General features: G+C 71.0%; 15 protein-coding genes and 1 pseudogene. 11 read left to right on the forward strand and 5 right to left on the reverse strand.

The annotated features are described in order from the left end of the window. Window positions 1–173 precede the first annotated feature (173 nt). The 3 genes from ACLEQD_RS20275 (at window position 174) to ACLEQD_RS20285 (ending at window position 3,288) form a co-directional block, all read left to right on the forward strand. Window positions 174–1,217 (forward strand): hypothetical protein, encoded by a 1,044-nt coding sequence (locus ACLEQD_RS20275; RefSeq protein WP_410385938.1) that lies wholly within the window; start codon window positions 174–176, stop codon window positions 1,215–1,217. A 68-nt stretch (window positions 1,218–1,285) separates the two neighbouring features. Beyond that, window positions 1,286–2,107 carry a DUF4129 domain-containing protein gene (locus tag ACLEQD_RS20280; RefSeq protein ID WP_410385939.1) on the forward strand — a complete coding sequence of 274 codons (822 nt, stop codon included), beginning with the start codon at window positions 1,286–1,288 and terminating at the stop codon, window positions 2,105–2,107. Continuing rightward, a complete protein-coding gene (locus ACLEQD_RS20285; protein WP_410385940.1) occupies window positions 2,104–3,288 on the forward strand; it encodes a DUF4350 domain-containing protein in 1,185 nt (394 codons plus the stop codon). Before ACLEQD_RS20280 ends, ACLEQD_RS20285 begins: the two co-directional genes overlap by 4 nt. 72 nt (window positions 3,289–3,360) lie before the next feature. Here the strand turns inward: ACLEQD_RS20285 and exoP are convergent, their stop codons facing one another. The 5 genes from exoP to ACLEQD_RS20310 all read right to left on the reverse strand — a co-directional run bounded on the left by exoP (window position 3,361) and on the right by ACLEQD_RS20310 (window position 9,129). Further along, window positions 3,361–4,563, reverse strand: coding sequence for a spore coat polysaccharide biosynthesis glycosyltransferase ExoP (gene exoP / locus ACLEQD_RS20290; protein ID WP_410385941.1), 1,203 nt, complete (start codon window positions 4,561–4,563; stop codon window positions 3,361–3,363). A gap of 86 nt (window positions 4,564–4,649) precedes the next feature. Then, window positions 4,650–5,711 carry a glycosyltransferase family 4 protein gene (locus ACLEQD_RS20295; RefSeq protein WP_410385942.1) on the reverse strand — a complete coding sequence of 354 codons (1,062 nt, stop codon included), beginning with the start codon at window positions 5,709–5,711 and terminating at the stop codon, window positions 4,650–4,652. A gap of 33 nt (window positions 5,712–5,744) precedes the next feature. Beyond that, window positions 5,745–6,275 carry a serine O-acetyltransferase gene (locus ACLEQD_RS20300; RefSeq protein ID WP_171421160.1) on the reverse strand — a complete coding sequence of 177 codons (531 nt, stop codon included), beginning with the start codon at window positions 6,273–6,275 and terminating at the stop codon, window positions 5,745–5,747. A 101-nt stretch (window positions 6,276–6,376) separates the two neighbouring features. Next, complete coding sequence (locus tag ACLEQD_RS20305) at window positions 6,377–7,894, reverse strand: oligosaccharide flippase family protein (protein ID WP_410385943.1); 1,518 nt, start codon at window positions 7,892–7,894, stop codon at window positions 6,377–6,379. Next, entirely contained in the window at window positions 7,891–9,129 is a 1,239-nt protein-coding gene (locus ACLEQD_RS20310; protein WP_410385949.1) for a polysaccharide deacetylase family protein, read from the reverse strand. The genes ACLEQD_RS20305 and ACLEQD_RS20310 overlap by 4 nt, the downstream gene beginning before the upstream one ends. A gap of 409 nt (window positions 9,130–9,538) precedes the next feature. Between ACLEQD_RS20310 and ccmA the strand changes: the two genes are divergently transcribed. The 8 genes and pseudogenes from ccmA to ACLEQD_RS20350 form a co-directional block, all read left to right on the forward strand. After that, complete coding sequence (gene ccmA, locus ACLEQD_RS20315; RefSeq protein WP_338270056.1) at window positions 9,539–10,204, forward strand: heme ABC exporter ATP-binding protein CcmA; 666 nt, start codon at window positions 9,539–9,541, stop codon at window positions 10,202–10,204. After that, a complete protein-coding gene (locus tag ACLEQD_RS20320; RefSeq protein WP_410385944.1) occupies window positions 10,201–10,905 on the forward strand; it encodes a heme exporter protein CcmB in 705 nt (234 codons plus the stop codon). Before ccmA ends, ACLEQD_RS20320 begins: the two co-directional genes overlap by 4 nt. Before the next feature lie 3 nt (window positions 10,906–10,908). Continuing rightward, the gene (gene ccsA / locus ACLEQD_RS20325) at window positions 10,909–11,622 is read left to right on the forward strand and encodes a cytochrome c biogenesis protein CcsA (RefSeq protein WP_410385945.1); all 714 of its coding nucleotides are present in this window, start codon (window positions 10,909–10,911) and stop codon (window positions 11,620–11,622) included. 2 nt (window positions 11,623–11,624) lie between these two features. Next, on the forward strand, window positions 11,625–11,795 hold the full coding sequence (locus ACLEQD_RS20330; protein WP_167497667.1) for a hypothetical protein: 171 nt from the start codon (window positions 11,625–11,627) through the stop codon (window positions 11,793–11,795). Window positions 11,796–11,799: 4 nt separating this feature from the next. Beyond that, on the forward strand, window positions 11,800–12,294 hold the full coding sequence (locus ACLEQD_RS20335) for a cytochrome c maturation protein CcmE (protein ID WP_410385946.1): 495 nt from the start codon (window positions 11,800–11,802) through the stop codon (window positions 12,292–12,294). Continuing rightward, on the forward strand, window positions 12,291–14,315 hold the full coding sequence (locus tag ACLEQD_RS20340; RefSeq protein WP_410385947.1) for a heme lyase CcmF/NrfE family subunit: 2,025 nt from the start codon (window positions 12,291–12,293) through the stop codon (window positions 14,313–14,315). Before ACLEQD_RS20335 ends, ACLEQD_RS20340 begins: the two co-directional genes overlap by 4 nt. Beyond that, window positions 14,312–14,872: a TlpA family protein disulfide reductase gene (locus ACLEQD_RS20345; protein WP_410385948.1), complete on the forward strand. Its 561-nt coding sequence runs from the start codon at window positions 14,312–14,314 to the stop codon at window positions 14,870–14,872. The genes ACLEQD_RS20340 and ACLEQD_RS20345 overlap by 4 nt, the downstream gene beginning before the upstream one ends. A gap of 160 nt (window positions 14,873–15,032) precedes the next feature. Further along, window positions 15,033–15,242, forward strand: a pseudogene (locus tag ACLEQD_RS20350) (zinc ribbon domain-containing protein); the annotation flags it as partial.

Here is a 15,242-nt window from a genome sequence, read left to right on the forward strand (position 1 = left end):
GCCCTGCCTGCGCTGGGCGGGATGACGGCGGAGCGCGCTCGGGAGGTGCCGGGGGCCTGGGGCGTCGCGGTCATCTCCGCCGTGCTGGAGGCGGAGGATCCGCGCGCGGCGGCCCGGGCGCTGCTCGTGATGGGTGAACCCGCGCGTTGAAGGCGGCGCTATGCTGCGCGGCCGTGACGCCCTCCCCGACCTCCGTTGAGCTGCGCCCGCTCGCCATCGGAGAAATCATCGACCGCGCGGCGACGTTCTGGCGCGCGCACCTGAAGCCCCTGTTCGTGCTGTGCCTGGGGTTCGACCTGCTCAACTACATCGCGGTCAAGGCGTTCACCGTCGCAATGACGCGCACGGTGGGCGTGCTGCCCGGACTGGGCAAGGCTCCCGCGGGCACGGACCCCACGCAGGCGCTGAGCCAGTCCGGCATCGCGCTGGGGCTGATGCTCGTGCTGTACGTGTTCCTTGTCTGGAACTTCTGGGTCGCCACCACGGCGGCGGCCCGGTACGTGATTCCCTCGCAGCTGGGGGAGCCGGTGCGTCCTTCGGAAGGGCTGCGCCGGGCGGCGTCGCGCCTGGGTACGCTGACCGCGACCTACCTCCTGTCGATTCTGTGGTCCGTGGGTGTGACGGCCCTGCTGTGTCTGCCCGGCACCATCGTCATGGGGCTGGGGGTGGTCGCTGCAGTCACCGGCAAGGGCTCTGGCGGCGGCACGGCGGTGAGCATCGCGCTGATCATCATCGGCGCCATCGTGCTGGGCCTGGGCGCGCTGGCGGCGGTGCTCTGGTACTTCCTGCGCTTCATGCTCCTGCCGCCGGTGCTGGCGATGGAGGACGTGGGGGCGTGGGCGGCGTTCAAGCGCTCCGGGGCCCTGCTGAAGGGCCGCGTCGAGCCGGGGTTCATGGGCCGGGGCACGGTGCGGGCCATGGTGCTGTCCACGGTGGTGGGCGGCATCCTCATCGCGGTGAGCCTGGTGTCGGGCCTGCCCGCGTGGATCGTCCGGCTCGCTTATGGCGGCAACCTGCTGGATCCAGCGGCGCAGGCGGCGATCCCGCAGGCGCTGCTCGTCCCCGCGGAGCTGTTGCAGGTGGTGGGGCAGTCCTTCTTCACGCCGCTGAGCTTCGTGGTGTCGGCGTTCTTCTACGTGGACATGCGCGTGCGCCGCGAGGGCCTGGACCTGGAGCGGCGGATCGCGACCTCGGAGCCGGTGACGCAGTCCCCCTGACGCCCCGTGCCCGCCCTGCCCCTGCTCCTCCTGCCTGGCCGCCTGCCCCGTGCGCTGACCGGGAGGCCGTGTCGCGCCGGCTCGAGGACACGGCGCGCTCCCGGCCCCAGGAGCTGGACGCGGAGGTGAACCGGCTGGTGGCAGCCCTGGACGGCGTGCCCCTGCCGCCCGGGACCTCCGGACAGACGGCGCCGGACCGGGCCCGGCAGCTCACGGTGTACCTGGAGGCCGTGTGCGCGCTGGACGCGGAGTCGGCTGCGGCGTCCGGCGTGACGAGCGAGCCCGAGCGCCTGCGCGCCATCCTCGACCGGCCGGAGTTCGCGAGGGCCCGGCAGCGCAACAGCGACCTTCTGACACGCTTGCTGCGCGAGCTGCAGACCTGGCTGGAAGGCCTCTTCGAATCCAGGGGTGCGCAGGGCTTCGCGGTGGCCACGCGCGCGGTGATGCTGGGCGTGGCGCTGGCGGTGGTGCTGTTCGGCGTGCTGCGGGTGCGCTGGCGCCGGAGCAGGAAGCCCGTCGCCGCGCCGGGAGCGGAGGGCGAGGCCGCGCCCCTGGAGCTGGACACACCCGGGGAACACCTGGGCCGGGCGCGCACCGCGCTGGAGACGGAGGACGCGCGCGAGGCCATCCGCGAGGGCCTGCTGGGCCTGCTGTCCACGCTGGAGCAGCGCAAGCTGGCGCGGCCGGACCGGGTGAAGACGAACCGCGAGCTCGCCGCGGAGCTGCCCACGCGAGGAGCCCCGGCGCGAGTCACGGGCGAGGTGGAACGGCTGGTGGGTTGGTACGACCAGGCCTTCTATTCGCTGGAGCCGGTGTCGCGGGAGGAAGCCGCGCGCTTCGTGGAGTCCGTGGAGCAGCTGCACGGCGCGCTCGCGGAGGGCCGGCCGTGAGGAACGCGCGCGTCGCGGTCGTCCTGGGGCTGATGATCGCCGTGGCGCTGGCGGTGGGCCTGGCCTCGCATGAGGCCCCGCCGGACTCTCCCGTGCCTTCCATCACGAACCCGGGCCCCATGGGGCTCAAGGCCCTCTTCGTCTACCTCCAGGAGCGCGGACGCGACGTCGGCGCGCAGACGTCCTCGCTGGAGTCGCTCCCCTCCGGCACGCGCACGCTGATCATCGCCGCGCCGCGGGCCCAGCCGGTGACGAAGGAGGAGGTCGCCGCGCTGGAGCGCTTCGTCCGGGGCGGCGGCACGCTCGTGTATCTGTCTCCGCACGTGCTGGGCGAATACCAGCCGGGCATGGAGGAGTGGCTCCGGATCGCCTCGGGCGCGCTGCCCGGCACCAACCACCAGGGCCTCGCCTCCGAATGGGTGGACCCCGCCGGCGTCACCGTGGACGTGTGGCTGCCCGCGGGCGCGCTGCGCGACCTGTCACTCCTCCGCGTGTCCCGGGACCGGAGCCTGCGGGTGGATCACGAGGACGCGGTGCCGCTCGCGGGACTGGGCACCGCGGGCGTGGTGTGGCGCTGGGGCCTGGGCCAGGGCGAGGTCTACGTCGTCGCGGGCCCGGACCTCGCGGAGAACCGGCGCCTGGAGCTGCTCGACAACCTGCGCTTCTGGGATGCGCTCGCCGCGCGCGGCCCCCTGCGCTTCGACGAGTTCCACCACGCCGTCATCACCCGCCCACCTCTGTCCCAGGGCCTCTGGGTCTTCATCGCGCAGAGCCTGGCCGTGGGGCTCGTCTACGTCGTCTCCCGGGGCACGCGCTTCGGCGCGCCCCGCCCCGTGCGCGTGGAGCGGCACCGTTCGTCGCGCGAATACGTGCGCTCCCTGGGCTGGCTCATGCGCCGCGCGAAGGTGGAGGCGGAGCTCTTGCCAGAGCTCGACACCGCCCTGCGCCGCCTGATGCACGAGCGCCTGGGCATCGCCCCCTCCCTGCCGGACGCGGAGGCCGCGCGCCTGCTGGAGGAGACCTGCGGCGTGCCCGCGCGCGACTACCTGGACGCGAAGGAGGACCTCCTGCGCACGCGGGAGCGCACGCCCATCCGCCCCGCTGACTACACCCGCCTTGCCCGCCGCTACGCCCTGCTGGAGCGCCGCGTGACGGGTCGCGCGGACGACCCGCGGGAATGACGAAGGCGCGGTGCCCGGTGCGCTCGCACGCCCCGGACCCGCGCCCCCTTGCCGCCCGGTACCGGACCGGACCTACAGCTTCTTGCCCGCCGCGAGCATCGCCTCACCCACGTGCTGGCGGATCTCCGCGACGCGCGCCTCCCAGCTCTCGTGGAAGATCTTCTCCGCGCGCTCCCGGTTCGGGCCCGGGTTGTCCGCCAGCGCCGCGTCGACCTGCTTCACGTAGTCCTCGGGCGTGGTGGCGATGCGGCACAGCCCCACCTTGCGGACCTCCGGCAAATCAGACGACACCACCGGCAGGCCGGACGCCAGGTACTCGCGCACCTTCAGCGGGTTGGAGTTGAGCGTCAGCTCGTTGATGACGAACGGGTTGAGCGCCACGTCGAACGCCTTGTTGTAGCCCGGCAGGTCCGCGTACGGCTTGCGCCCCAGCATGTGGATGTTGGGAATGGCGCGCAGGCGGCTGTCGTCGCAGTCCGGCGTCGTCTTGCCCACGATGACCACCGAGCCCTCCGGGTGCGCCTTCGCGCACGCGATGATGGCGTCCTGATCGATCCAGTCCGCCACCAGCCCGAAGAAGCCGATGATGGGCTTGGGCAGCTTCGCGATGTCCTCCGGAACCTTCGTCTCCGGGTCGCACGCCTTCACGAAGTGCGAGAAGTCCGTGCCGTGGCGCACCAGCACCGTGCGCGGGTTCATGCGCTTCTTGTTGTCGTACAGGCGCTCCGCGGACGTGATGCACATGTCCGCGCGGCGCAAGAGGCGCTCCTCCAGCTCCGCGATGTGCTTGCCGTTCGTGTCGCTGAACGCGGAGAACTCGTCCACGCAGTGGTACACGACGAAGTCCTCGCCCAGCGTGCCGGACACCGGCGCGGACGCAGGCAGGAAGCTCCAGGAGATGGGGCGCTCGAACTTCAGCTGCTTCATCGCGCGCAGCACCTGGAGCCGCAGCAGGTGGCGGTTCGCCTGGCGCACCGTCTCCGAGCCGTAGAAGGGAATGGCCAGCGGCGCCAGCACGTGCAGGTTGGGCTCCACCTCGCGGATGCCCTGCGTGAACGTCTTCAGCTTCTTGATGATCCGCTGCGCGTCGTGCGCGTTCGCCTTGGGCGCGCGGTTGCCGATGCTGTTCACCCACAGCACGCGGTTGTCCCGCGAGAGGATCCGCATGATGTGGACCTTCGACAGGGGGTCGCCGTCCCAGTCGTTGGAGAACACCACCAGGTCCCGCCCGCGAAGGGCCCGCTTCGACAAGTCCATCTCTTCCCTGCGCCGCATCGTCCACTCCTGAAGTCAAAAGTTCAGTGCTGAAGTCCCTGAAGCGCGCCCCGTCCCCGAAGGCGCCCCAACCCGTCCCCACACCCTCACGCCGCGTTCACGGTTCCTGCACCTGCCATGCCGGACGGCAGCAACTCCGCGTACACGTCCAGCATCACCGGCCCCGCATCCGGGGCCATCACCTTCACCGGGCCCGCCGTCAGCGCGTCACGCACCGCCTGCGCCAGCGCCCGCTCGTCTCCGGCCTTGAACAGCCGCGTGCCCTCCGGCCGCGCGCACACGTCGCTGGCCACGCACGGCACGCCCAGCGCCAGCGCCTCGCGCACGGAGATGGAGTCCCCGTCGTGCGTGGTGGGCCGGATGAAGACGTCGCTCTGGGACAAAAGCCCCAGCGCCTTCGCGTGCTCCAGCTCGCCCAGGTCCTCCAGGAAGCCCGCCACGCCCAGCTCGCGCGCGTCGCGGATGAACTCCTCGGCGCGCGTGCCCGGGCCGAACAGCGCCAGGCCCACGTCCGGGTGCGTCTCCGCGACGAGCTTCAGCGCGCGGAACATCTGCTTGCGCCCGTACACGGGCGACGGGTGGTGCGCCATCGCGAGCAGCGGACGGCGCCGGGCCCGCGCGGCCTCCACCTCCGGCGTCACGGGGCCTGGCAGCACCTGGGACGCGCAGAAGGCCGGATGCACCAGGACCTTCTCCTCCGGCACGCCGCACGCGACCACCGCGTCGCGCACCGCCGGAGACACGGCCACCACCCGCGCGTAGCCCGCCAGCGCCGTGCGCGCGAACACGCGCCGGGCCTGCGACTCCGCCAGGTAGTCAGGAATCAGCCCCGAGTGCAGCGTGATGACGCGCGGCGAACGCGGCCCGGGCATGCTGCCCACCAGCGCCGCCAGCACCCACGCCTTCGGGTTGTTGCCGCTGGTGTGCAGGTGGACCGTCCAGCCCGCGGAGGTGAATCCCGCGAGCCGCAGGCCGAAGGCGGCGGCGCCTTGCACGGGGAGGACGTCCGGAGCCGGCCGGCCACCCTTCCCGATGTCGAGCACCTTCGCCTCGACCCCGCGGTCGCGAAGGAATTGATGGAGTTGACGGACGTGGATGGCCACGCCCCCGTAGGGCGGCGGGTAGTCCCCGACGAGCAGCACGCGCATGAAGGAAGCCCTCTTCTGCGAAGAAGCCAGTGCCTAGCGCGCGGAAGCCTGCGCGGAGGGCCGGGGAACCTGGGTGAGCTTCGGCGGCGTCCGCGCGGGCAGGAGGCCCATCTCACGCTGGTACGTGGTGAGCGGATCCGGGTCCTGGCGAATGACCTTCGCCGGCACGCCCGCCACCACCGCCCCCGAGGGCACGTCCTTCACCACCACCGCGTTGGCGCCAATCACCGCGAAGTCGCCCACGTGGATGTTGCCCAGCACCTTGGCGCCCGCGCCGATGCGCACGTAGTCGCCAATCACCGGCGCGCCCTCCAGCCCGGAGCGCCCGCCAATGGTGACCTGCTGGGAGATGAGGACGTGACGGCCCACCTTCGCCGCCTTGTGGATGACCACGCCGATGCCGCCGTAGCCCAACTGCGTCCCCTCGCCCAGCTCCGCGTCCTCGGGGATGTACGAGCTGTGGAGATAGTAGATGGCCTTGCGCAACACCGCCGGCAGCAACGGCACCCCACGCTGCTTCAGACCATGCGCCAGCCGGTACAACGTCATCGCGTCGAATCCCATCACGCCTCTCCTCGCCCGCCCGAACTCCGTGACCGTTGGAAGGTAAGTACCCACGCGTGGAGAGGGAAGTCCTCCCCACGCGTCCACGACTCGACGGTGGATCAGACCGCCCGGCGGGGACGCAGCGACTGCAGCGCACTCCACGGGCGAACGCCCTGCGCATACAGGCCCACCACGTACCCCACGACGAAGAGCAGCCCCGCCACCGCCAGCGGCAGCACCCGCCACAGGAAGCCCGTGGGCAGGTTCATCCACGTGTCGTGCACGCCGGTGCGAAGGAGGAAGATGCTCCCGCCCGCCGCGACCGCCGCCAGCGACGCCTGCCCGAGCTCCCGCCACGGGATGACGTCCTTGAGGCCCAGCTTGCGCTCCGGCGTGGACAGCGCCTGGGGCACGCGCAGCAGCAGCATCCCCTTGCCCACCACCTCCGCCAGCGCCCAGGACGCGATGCCGCCCATCATCCCGAAGTGCTTCACGCCGAACCACAGCAGCGGCACCGTCACCACCGCCTTCACCAGGTACGACGCGAAGATGGCCCGCGTCTGGCCCCGGGCCCGGAGCGTCCCGTCCATGGGGAGGATGGCCAGCACCACGCCCATCACGCTCACCCGGAAGATGGGGACCGCCGGCAGGAACTTCTGGCCGAACATGGCCCCCACGAACTCCGGCGCCGCCGCGAAGAGGAACGCCGCGAAGGGCAGGAACACGTACGCCAGCTTGCCGGCCGCTTCCCGGAAGGCCTCCACGCCCTCCTCCAGCCGGCCCTCGCGCTCCAGCTCCCCCAGGCGCACCATCAGCACCTCGCTGGTGGGCGTGTAGAGCAGGTCCACCACCGGCAGCTGGAAGCAGCCCACCCGGTAGAGCGCGTACACCGCGGGGGCCACCACGCCCGCCACCGCGTACATGTGCGCGTTCTGCTGGGGGATGGCCAGGCACATCGCGGCGCCGAACGGCGCCGCGTACACCAGCTGCTCCTTGAACAGCTTCCAGTCCACCAGGGGCCCCGTGGACCCGCGCAGCGACACCACCCACGTGGCCACGTAGCGGAGCCCCGCGAAGCAGGCCACGGCGATCATCATCCCGTGCAGGGAGAAGCCCAGGAGCGGCGGCAGCACCATCACGCCGGAGCGCACCGCGTCCGACGCCAGGTACACCACCGCGGACGCCTTCGTCTTCCCCTGGCTGGTGAGCGAAATCTCCAGCGGGTAGCTGCCCAGGAAGAACGCCGTGTAGAGCGACAGCGCCGCGCGGTGGTCCATCAGCGCGGGGTTGTTGAAGTAGGCCGCCACGTGGCCCAGGAAGGCCCACACCAGCCCCGCCGCCACGATGCCCGCGCCCGTGACGAAGAGCAGCGCGTGCCCCAGGTAGGGCCGCTTCGCCTCCGCGCGGGGCAGGAAGTAGTAGAGGCTCTGCGCCACGCCGAACGGCAGCACGTACGACAGCGTCGTGGCGATGAGGAACAACTGGTAGTAGGTGCCGTACTCGTCCAGGCGAAGCACCCGGGCGAGCACGAGGGGAATGGACAGCGTCAGCCCGGCGGTGAACAACCGGGCCAACACCAACGGGCCGGCCCGCCCCAGGAACGACGGGGTCGGGGCCGGCTTGGGTGACGCACTCACTGGAGCTCCTCCGGCTGCGCCGCCTCCGAGGCAAGGGCCACGTTCGGCGCCACCACGACCTGCGCACCCGCCGTGCCCGGCGCAACCGCCGGCTCGGACGCAATCACCGGCGCTGTCACGTCCACGACGTCCACCGGCGTCGCCTTCGCGAGCGCCGAGTCCAGCTCCTCGACGAGCACGTTGGAGGTGTTCATCGGGGCCAGCAGGTGCGGGCGGTGGCCCAGCACCGGGTGGCTCATGCCCAGCACGCCGAAGCAGTCATCGAACTGGCACACCGTGAGCGTGGACGAGTAGTCCCCCATCAGCCCCAGGCTGAAGTTCTCCCACATCACCTTGCGCTTGAGGGCGAACGGGTCGCCGCCCACGCGGTTGGGCAGGTCCTCCGTGGTGACGCCGGAGCGGAAGCCGTTCTGCTTGAGCACGCGGATCATCTCATCCGAGTACCAGCCGTTGCAGTACGCGAAGTCCCTCACCTGGACGCCCACCTCGCGCTCGATGGTCTGCTTGGACTCGACGATCTCCTTCTCCACCACCTCCGTGGGCTCCAGCGTCAGCACCGTGTGGCCCAGCGTGTGCGCGCCGAACTCGAAGCCGTCGCGCGCCATCTGGCGCACCTCGTCCCAGCTCATGACGTCGCCCTGCTCCGGCACCAGGTCCGCGCCGCCGCCCAGCTGCTGCTCCAGCGAGTCGATGATGCCCGTGAGCACGCGCGTCGGGTGCTCGCCGATGAAGTCGTCCAGCGCCGCGGACGCCGTCTTGCGCCCGGTGAGGATGGGCCCCAAGAGCTGCACCGACGGGGTGGGCATGGTGTCGTAGTCCGGGCGGAACTTCCGCTCCTGCACGCAGCGCAGCAGGTGGAACAGCCGGTCGTGGTTGAAGCGCTTGTCCGTGTCGATGAACGCCGTGGGCAGGTAGGTGATGGCCGGCACCCCCATCTGTTTGAGCACCGGGTACGCGTACCGGTACACGTCGCGGTAGCCGTCGTCGAACGTCACCACGAACAGGTCCTTCTTCGCGGTGCGCCGGCCCTCCATCACGTCCACCGCGTCCCCAAGGCTCGCCAGCTCGTAGCCCGCGGCGTTCGCCTCCTCCAGGTGGCGGCGGAACGTCTCCTGGGAGATGAGCAGGCCCGGGATGGAGCGCTGCAGCTCCCCCGTGAAGTCGCTCACCACGCGGTGGTAGCTCACGATGAGGATGCGCCGGCCCCCCGACTGCGCACGGCGGTACGCCGCCATCGCCTTGCGCACCCCGCTGTAGTGGAAGAACCCCGCCGCCGCCGCCTTCGCCGCCCGCCGCAACACCCTGCCAGCCATCACGCCTCCCTCGCGGCTTTCGCCGTCTGCCCGCTCCCCCCTGTGGACCGGGCCCCGCCCGCGTGTGTGCATGCTGGATGCCAGGGCAGGAAGGTGATGGAAACCCCCCGTAACCCCGTGAAACCCCGCGTCCCCGGGGGCATGTACGCCCGTGGAGGGGTCCTACCTGGGTGTACCGGGGCAGTCGCGCGCCCACCCGTGGCGAAAACCTTTCAGTCCTCCGGCGAAAGCAGCGGAAGAAGCAGGCGTAAAAACTTCTTGTCCTCCGGCGGGCGACCCCGGGGGTTTCACTGGTGAACATCAGGGTTTCCGGCTACGAAACGACCCGCCGATGCCCCCTCCCCCCTCTGGATCAGCGCCCGCGCTCGCCCTCCACGACGTGAGCAAGCGCTATGGGCGAAGGTGGGCGCTGGCGCGGCTCACCTACGCGCTGCCCGCCGGCCGTTCGCTGCTGCTCACCGGCCACAACGGCTCCGGGAAGACGACGCTCCTGCGCCTCGTGGCCACCGCGCTGGGGCCCACCGCGGGCCGCGTGGAGGTGCTGGGCCGGGACGCCGTCCTGGATCGCGAGGCGGTGCGCCGCGACGTGGCGCTCCTGTCCCACGCCAGCTTCCTCTACGAGGACCTCACCGCGCAGCAGAACCTGATGGTGCTGGGGCGCCTCTTGGGCGTGGACGCGCCGCAGGACGTCGCGGACGCGCTGCTCAACAAGGTGGGCCTCACCCGCCGCACGGACAGCCCGGTGCGCGGCTTCAGCGCGGGCATGCGCAAGCGCCTGGCCATCGCGCGGCTCCTGATGAAGGCCCCGGCCCTGGCGCTGCTGGACGAACCCTTCGGCGAGCTGGACCCCGCCGGCATCCAGGACATGGAGGGCGTCATCGCGGAATTGAAGGCGGGCGGCACCACCGTGGTGCTGGCCACGCACCTCATCGAACAGGGCCTGAGTCTCTGCGAGGAACGGCTGCACCTGCAGGACGGCCGGGCGGTGGCGGCATGAGCGCGCCTGGCACGAAGCGCCCCCCGGGCCTGCTGGCGACGACGCTCGTCCTCCTGCGCAAGGACCTGCTCATCGAATGGCGCACCCGCGCGCGGCTCAACGCGCTGGTGTTCTTCGCCATGGCCACGCTCTTGCTCTTCTCCTTCGCGCTGGGCCCGGACACGAAGCTGCTGGAGCGCAACGCGGGCGGCTACCTGTGGCTGGCCATCCTCTTCGCCAGCGTCCTGTCCCTGGGCGAGTCCTTCCGCGTGGAGACGGAGAACGCCTGCCTGGACGGCGTGCGGCTGGCCCCGGCGGACGCGCGCGCCATCTTCCTCTCCAAGGCGCTGGGCAACGCCCTGCTGCTGCTGGCGCTGGCGGTGGTGCTGGTGCCCGTGATGGTGCCCCTGTACGGGGTGCGCATCGTCACGGGGGTCGGTGACCTGGCGGGCATCCTGGTCCTGGGCAGCCTGGCGCTCAGCGCCCCGGGGACCGTCTACGCGGCCATCTCCAGCAATGCCCGGGCCCGGGATGTTCTGCTGCCTCTGCTATTGTTCCCGCTCGTCATCCCGGCCCTCCTTTCCGCTGCCAAGGGCACCACGCTCGTACTCCAGGGTGACCCGATGCAGCAGCTGGGCTCTTGGCAGGGGCTGCTGCTGGGGTTCAATCTGATTTACTGGGGCGTGGGCTTCGTGCTGTTTCCCCGGGTCATCGAGGACTGAAGGATGAACAAGTTCGTCAAGTTTGGCCTGCCGGCGCTGACGCTGGCGCTGCTGGGCGCGGGCTGGTGGCTGGGCCTTGCGTGGGCGCCGCCCGACCGTGAGATGGGCGAGGTGCAGCGCATCATGTACGTCCACGTGCCGCTCCAGTGGATGGCCATGATGGCCATGTTCATCAACTTCGTGGCCGCGGTGACGTACCTCATGCGTCAGTCGTGGAAGACGGACGCGATGGCGGAGGCCTCCGCGGAGGTCGGCCTGCTCTTCGGCACGCTGGGGATGATCACCGGCTCCATCTGGGGCCGCCCCACCTGGGGCGTGTACTGGTCCTGGGACCCGCGCCTGACGTCGGAGGCCATCCTGCTGGTGTCCTACACGGGCTACCTGGTGCTGCGGCGCTTCGTGGAGGACCCGGAGAAGCGCGCGGTGTGGAGCGCGGTGGTGGCCATCATCGGGGCCATCAACCTGCCCATCGTGTGGTTCTCCGTGCGCTGGTGGCGCAGCCTCCACCAGGTGCAGTCCAGCCCCAAGACGGTGGACCCGCAGATGGTGCTGCCCCTGCGCGTGTCGGCGTTCGGCATGCTGGCGCTGCTCATCGTCTTCATGGTGCACCGCTACCGCATCGCGCTGGCGGAGCGGAAGGCGGAGGTGGCGCTGCCGGAGGCGCTGCCCACGGACGACCCCGCGCTGCGCGCGGCCCATTCCTCGAAGGTGGCCTGAACATGACCTCGCTGACGTCGCTGATGCTGCTGGCCCAGGTGGGCAGTGGCCGTCTCCAGGGTGGTTGGGGGTACGTGGGCGCGTGCTACGGCATCTCCGTGGCCGCCTTCGTGCTCTACTCGGTGTCCCTCTGGGCGCGCCGTCCCCGCGCCGCCGCTGATTCGAAGGAGTGAGCCCATGACGCCCGTCAACCGCAACCGTCTCATCGCGCTGGGAGCCCTGCTCTTCGCCGGCGCCGGCCTTGGCTTCATCGCCTTCGGCAACATCGGCGACAACCTCGTCTATTACTGGAGCCCGTCGGAGCTGCTCTCCAACGGCGACAAGGCCTACACGGCCACCATCCGCCTGGGCGGCGTGGTGCAGCCGGGCAGCATCCAGTGGAACGAGGGCCACACCACGCTGGACTTCCGCGTGGCGGACGGCCCCGACGCGGACGCGAAGAGCGTGCACGTGCGCTCGCTGGAGACGCCTCCGCAGATGTTCCGCGAGAAGATCGGCGTCGTGGTGGAGGGCACCTACGACCCGTCCGGCGTCTTCACGTCCAACCGGCTGATGGTGAACCACTCCAACGAGTACCGCGCTCCCAAGGAGGGCGAGTCCCCGCGCAAGTGGCAGGACACGCTGGCCGAAGGCGCCACCACCGCCACCGTGACGCCGCCGGGGGCGCCGTGAACGGAATGCTGGGCTATGGGCTGGTCCTCGCGGGCCTGGCCTTCGCGGCGTTCGGCGCGATTCTGGGGCTGGTGGGCGGCATGCGCCGCAACGACGCCAGCTACCCCTGGGTGCTGCGCGCGGTGTGGGGCTTCGCGGTGTGCATGGTGGGCAGCAACCTGGTGATGGTGGAAGCGCTCATCAGCCACGACTTCAGCGTGAAGTACGTGGCCCAGGTGGGCAGCCGCGCGACGCCGCTCATCTACACCATCGTGTCGCTGTGGAGCGCGCTGGAAGGCTCCATCCTCTTCTGGGGCCTCATCATGGGCGTGTACGTGGCGGCGTTCGCCTTCGTGCACCGCAGGGAGCACGCGCGCTACATGCAGCTGGCGCTGGGCACCATGCTGGCCGTGGGCGTCTTCTTCGCCTTCCTCATCGCGGGCCCGGCCAACCCCTGGGGCGCCGTGTCGCCGGTGCCGGCGGACGGCCCGGGGCCCAACCCGCTTTTGCAGAACCACTTCCTGATGATCATCCACCCGCCCATGCTCTACGCGGGCTACGTGGGCATGACGGTGCCGTTCGGCGTCGCCGTGGCGGGCCTCCTGCGCGGGGAGATTGGTGAGGCGTGGATGGCGCCCCTGCGGCGCTGGACGCTCATCGCGTGGATGTTCCTCACGCTGGGCATCGTGCTGGGCTCCTGGTGGGCGTACGCGGTGCTGGGCTGGGGCGGCTACTGGGCGTGGGACCCGGTGGAGAACGCGTCCTTCCTGCCGTGGCTGACCGCGACGGCGTTCATGCACTCCACCATGGTGCAGGAGCGCAAGCGGATGCTGAAGCTGTGGACGCTGAGCCTCGCGCTGGCGTCGTTCGTGCTCACCATCCTGGGCACGTTCATGACCCGCTCCGGCATCTTCAACTCGGTGCACTCGTTCACCCAGTCGGACATCGGGCCCACGTTCCTGGTGTTCATCGCCATCCTGCTGGTGGTGTGCATTGGCCTGCTGGCCACGCGCGGCCACCTGCTGGCGCCGGAGGGCCGGCTCACGTCGCTGGTGTCGCGCGAGGCGAGCATCCTGGTGAACAACCTGGTGTTCGTGGCCATCACCTTCACGGTGCTGCTGGGCACGCTCTACCCGCTGGTGTCGGAGGCCGTGCGCGGCATCCGCGTGAGCGTGGGCGAGCCGTACTTCAACAAGATGGCGGTGCCGGGCGGCATCGCGGTGCTCTTCCTCATGGGCGTGGGCCCGGTGCTGCCCTGGGGCACGCCGGACAAGGCCGCGCTGCGCCGGCAGTTCCTCATCCCCGCGGCGGTCGGCATCGTCGTCACCATCGCCTGCTACGCGGCGGGCCTGCGCGGCGTGTACCCGCTGCTCACGTTCGGCCTGGGCGGCTTCGTCACCGTCATCACGCTGCGCGAGCTGGCGGTGCCGGTGCGTGTGCGCATGACGGAGCGCAAGGAGGGCTTCGTCACCGCGCTGACCACCGCGACGGGCAAGGCGCGCCGGCGCTTCGGCGGCTACGTGGTGCACCTGGGCATCGTGCTCATCATCGTCGCCGTGGCGGCCTCCAGCGCGTACGTGAAGCACACGTCCGGCACGCTGAAGAAGGACGGCACGATGATGCTGGACGGCTACCAGCTGAAGTACGTGGGCCTGTCCAGCGGCGAGGAGCCGCACCGCACCTTCGTCGCCGCGCGCCTGGAGGTGACGGCGCCCAACGGCAAGGTGTCGGAGCTGCGTCCGCGCATGAACTACTACGAGCGCAGCACGGACCCCGTGGGCACGCCCGCGGTGCGTGAGTCGCCGAAGGAGGACCTGTACGTGTCGCTGATGGCCTTCAGCGAGACGACGGGCACGGCGAGCTTCAACGTCTGGGTGTTCCCGCTGGTGGGATGGATCTGGTACAGCCTGCCGCTGCTGCTGCTGGGCACGCTCATTGCCGTGTGGCCTTCCCGTCGGGCGGCGGTGCTGCGCGCGGACGCGGCGCCGGTGGGCGCGGCGCCTCCCCTGCCGGGCACGGACGCCGAGCGGGGTGCGGCATGAAGCGCTGGCGGCTTCCCCTGGTGTTCACCGCCGTCGGGGCGGCGCTGCTCTTCGTCCTCTTCCAGGGCTTCGGGCGCGACCCGCACGAGGTGCCCTTCATGTTGAAGGGCGCGCCCGCGCCGGACTTCGTGCTCAAGCCGCTGGACGGCGGCGACCCCGTGAAGCTCGCGGACCTCAAGGGCCGCCCGGTGGTCATCAACTTCTGGGCGTCGTGGTGTGGCCCCTGCAAGTACGAGCACCCGGTGCTCGAGTGGGGCGCGCGCGAGCTGGGCGCCCAGGCCCTGTTCATGGGCGTCGTCTTCGAGGACACGGAGCCCAACGCGCTCGACTTCCTGCGCCGCATGGGCGCCAGCTTCCCGCAGCTGATGGACGAGCGCTCGCGCATGGCGGTGGACTACGGCGTCGCGGGCGTGCCGGAGACGTACTTCATCGACGCGCAGGGCATCATCCGCGGCAAGCACGTGGGTCCCATTGATCCGCAGACGCTGGCCACCCGGGTGAAGGAGCTGAACCAGCCCGTGGCCGGCCCCACCGCGGAAGCCGCGCGGCAGCCTTGAGTCAGCGCCGCCCGCTTGGAAGGCAGGCACCCGGGAGCCGGCGTCGGAGCCGCAGCCCCGGGGCCGCCTCGCGGGCGGCCTGGAATCCGTAGTAAGTCCCTGCTGTCGGCGTCGTTCGCAGGGGCCTCCCCCTCCCCTGCGCCAGCGAGGTGGGCTCCCCATGCAGTGCCCCGAGTGCGGTGAGAGCGCGGCGGACGTCCGCTTGATGTACTGCGAGAACTGCGGCGCGAAGATGCCGGCCCGCCCGGCCCCGCCGCCGCGTGCCAGCAGCGCGAAGAGCCAGCGCCCCAGCCGCCCCATGACCGAGCCGGCCTATGCGGCGGAAATCCTGGATGAGGAGGAGGACGCCCGGCAGCAGGCCGCGCCGGCG

Source organism: Corallococcus sp. 4LFB, from assembly GCF_046520365.1.
GTDB lineage: Bacteria > Myxococcota > Myxococcia > Myxococcales > Myxococcaceae > Corallococcus > Corallococcus caeni.

Bases quoted from the DNA above. Each gene is read 5' to 3' on its own strand.
- ACLEQD_RS20300 (WP_171421160.1), bottom strand. From the start codon at position 6,275: ATGGGATTCGACGCGATGACGTTGTACCGGCTGGCGCATGGTCTGAAG.
- ACLEQD_RS20345 (WP_410385948.1), top strand. From the start codon at position 14,312: ATGAAGCGCTGGCGGCTTCCCCTGGTGTTCACCGCCGTCGGGGCGGCG.
- ACLEQD_RS20310 (WP_410385949.1), bottom strand. From the start codon at position 9,129: ATGGCGGCGTACCGCCGTGCGCAGTCGGGGGGCCGGCGCATCCTCATC.
- exoP (WP_410385941.1), bottom strand. From the start codon at position 4,563: ATGCGGCGCAGGGAAGAGATGGACTTGTCGAAGCGGGCCCTTCGCGGG.
- ACLEQD_RS20335 (WP_410385946.1), top strand. From the start codon at position 11,800: ATGACGCCCGTCAACCGCAACCGTCTCATCGCGCTGGGAGCCCTGCTC.
- ACLEQD_RS20330 (WP_167497667.1), top strand. From the start codon at position 11,625: ATGACCTCGCTGACGTCGCTGATGCTGCTGGCCCAGGTGGGCAGTGGC.
- ACLEQD_RS20320 (WP_410385944.1), top strand. From the start codon at position 10,201: ATGAGCGCGCCTGGCACGAAGCGCCCCCCGGGCCTGCTGGCGACGACG.
- ccsA (WP_410385945.1), top strand. From the start codon at position 10,909: ATGAACAAGTTCGTCAAGTTTGGCCTGCCGGCGCTGACGCTGGCGCTG.
- ccmA (WP_338270056.1), top strand. From the start codon at position 9,539: ATGCCCCCTCCCCCCTCTGGATCAGCGCCCGCGCTCGCCCTCCACGAC.
- ACLEQD_RS20295 (WP_410385942.1), bottom strand. From the start codon at position 5,711: ATGCGCGTGCTGCTCGTCGGGGACTACCCGCCGCCCTACGGGGGCGTG.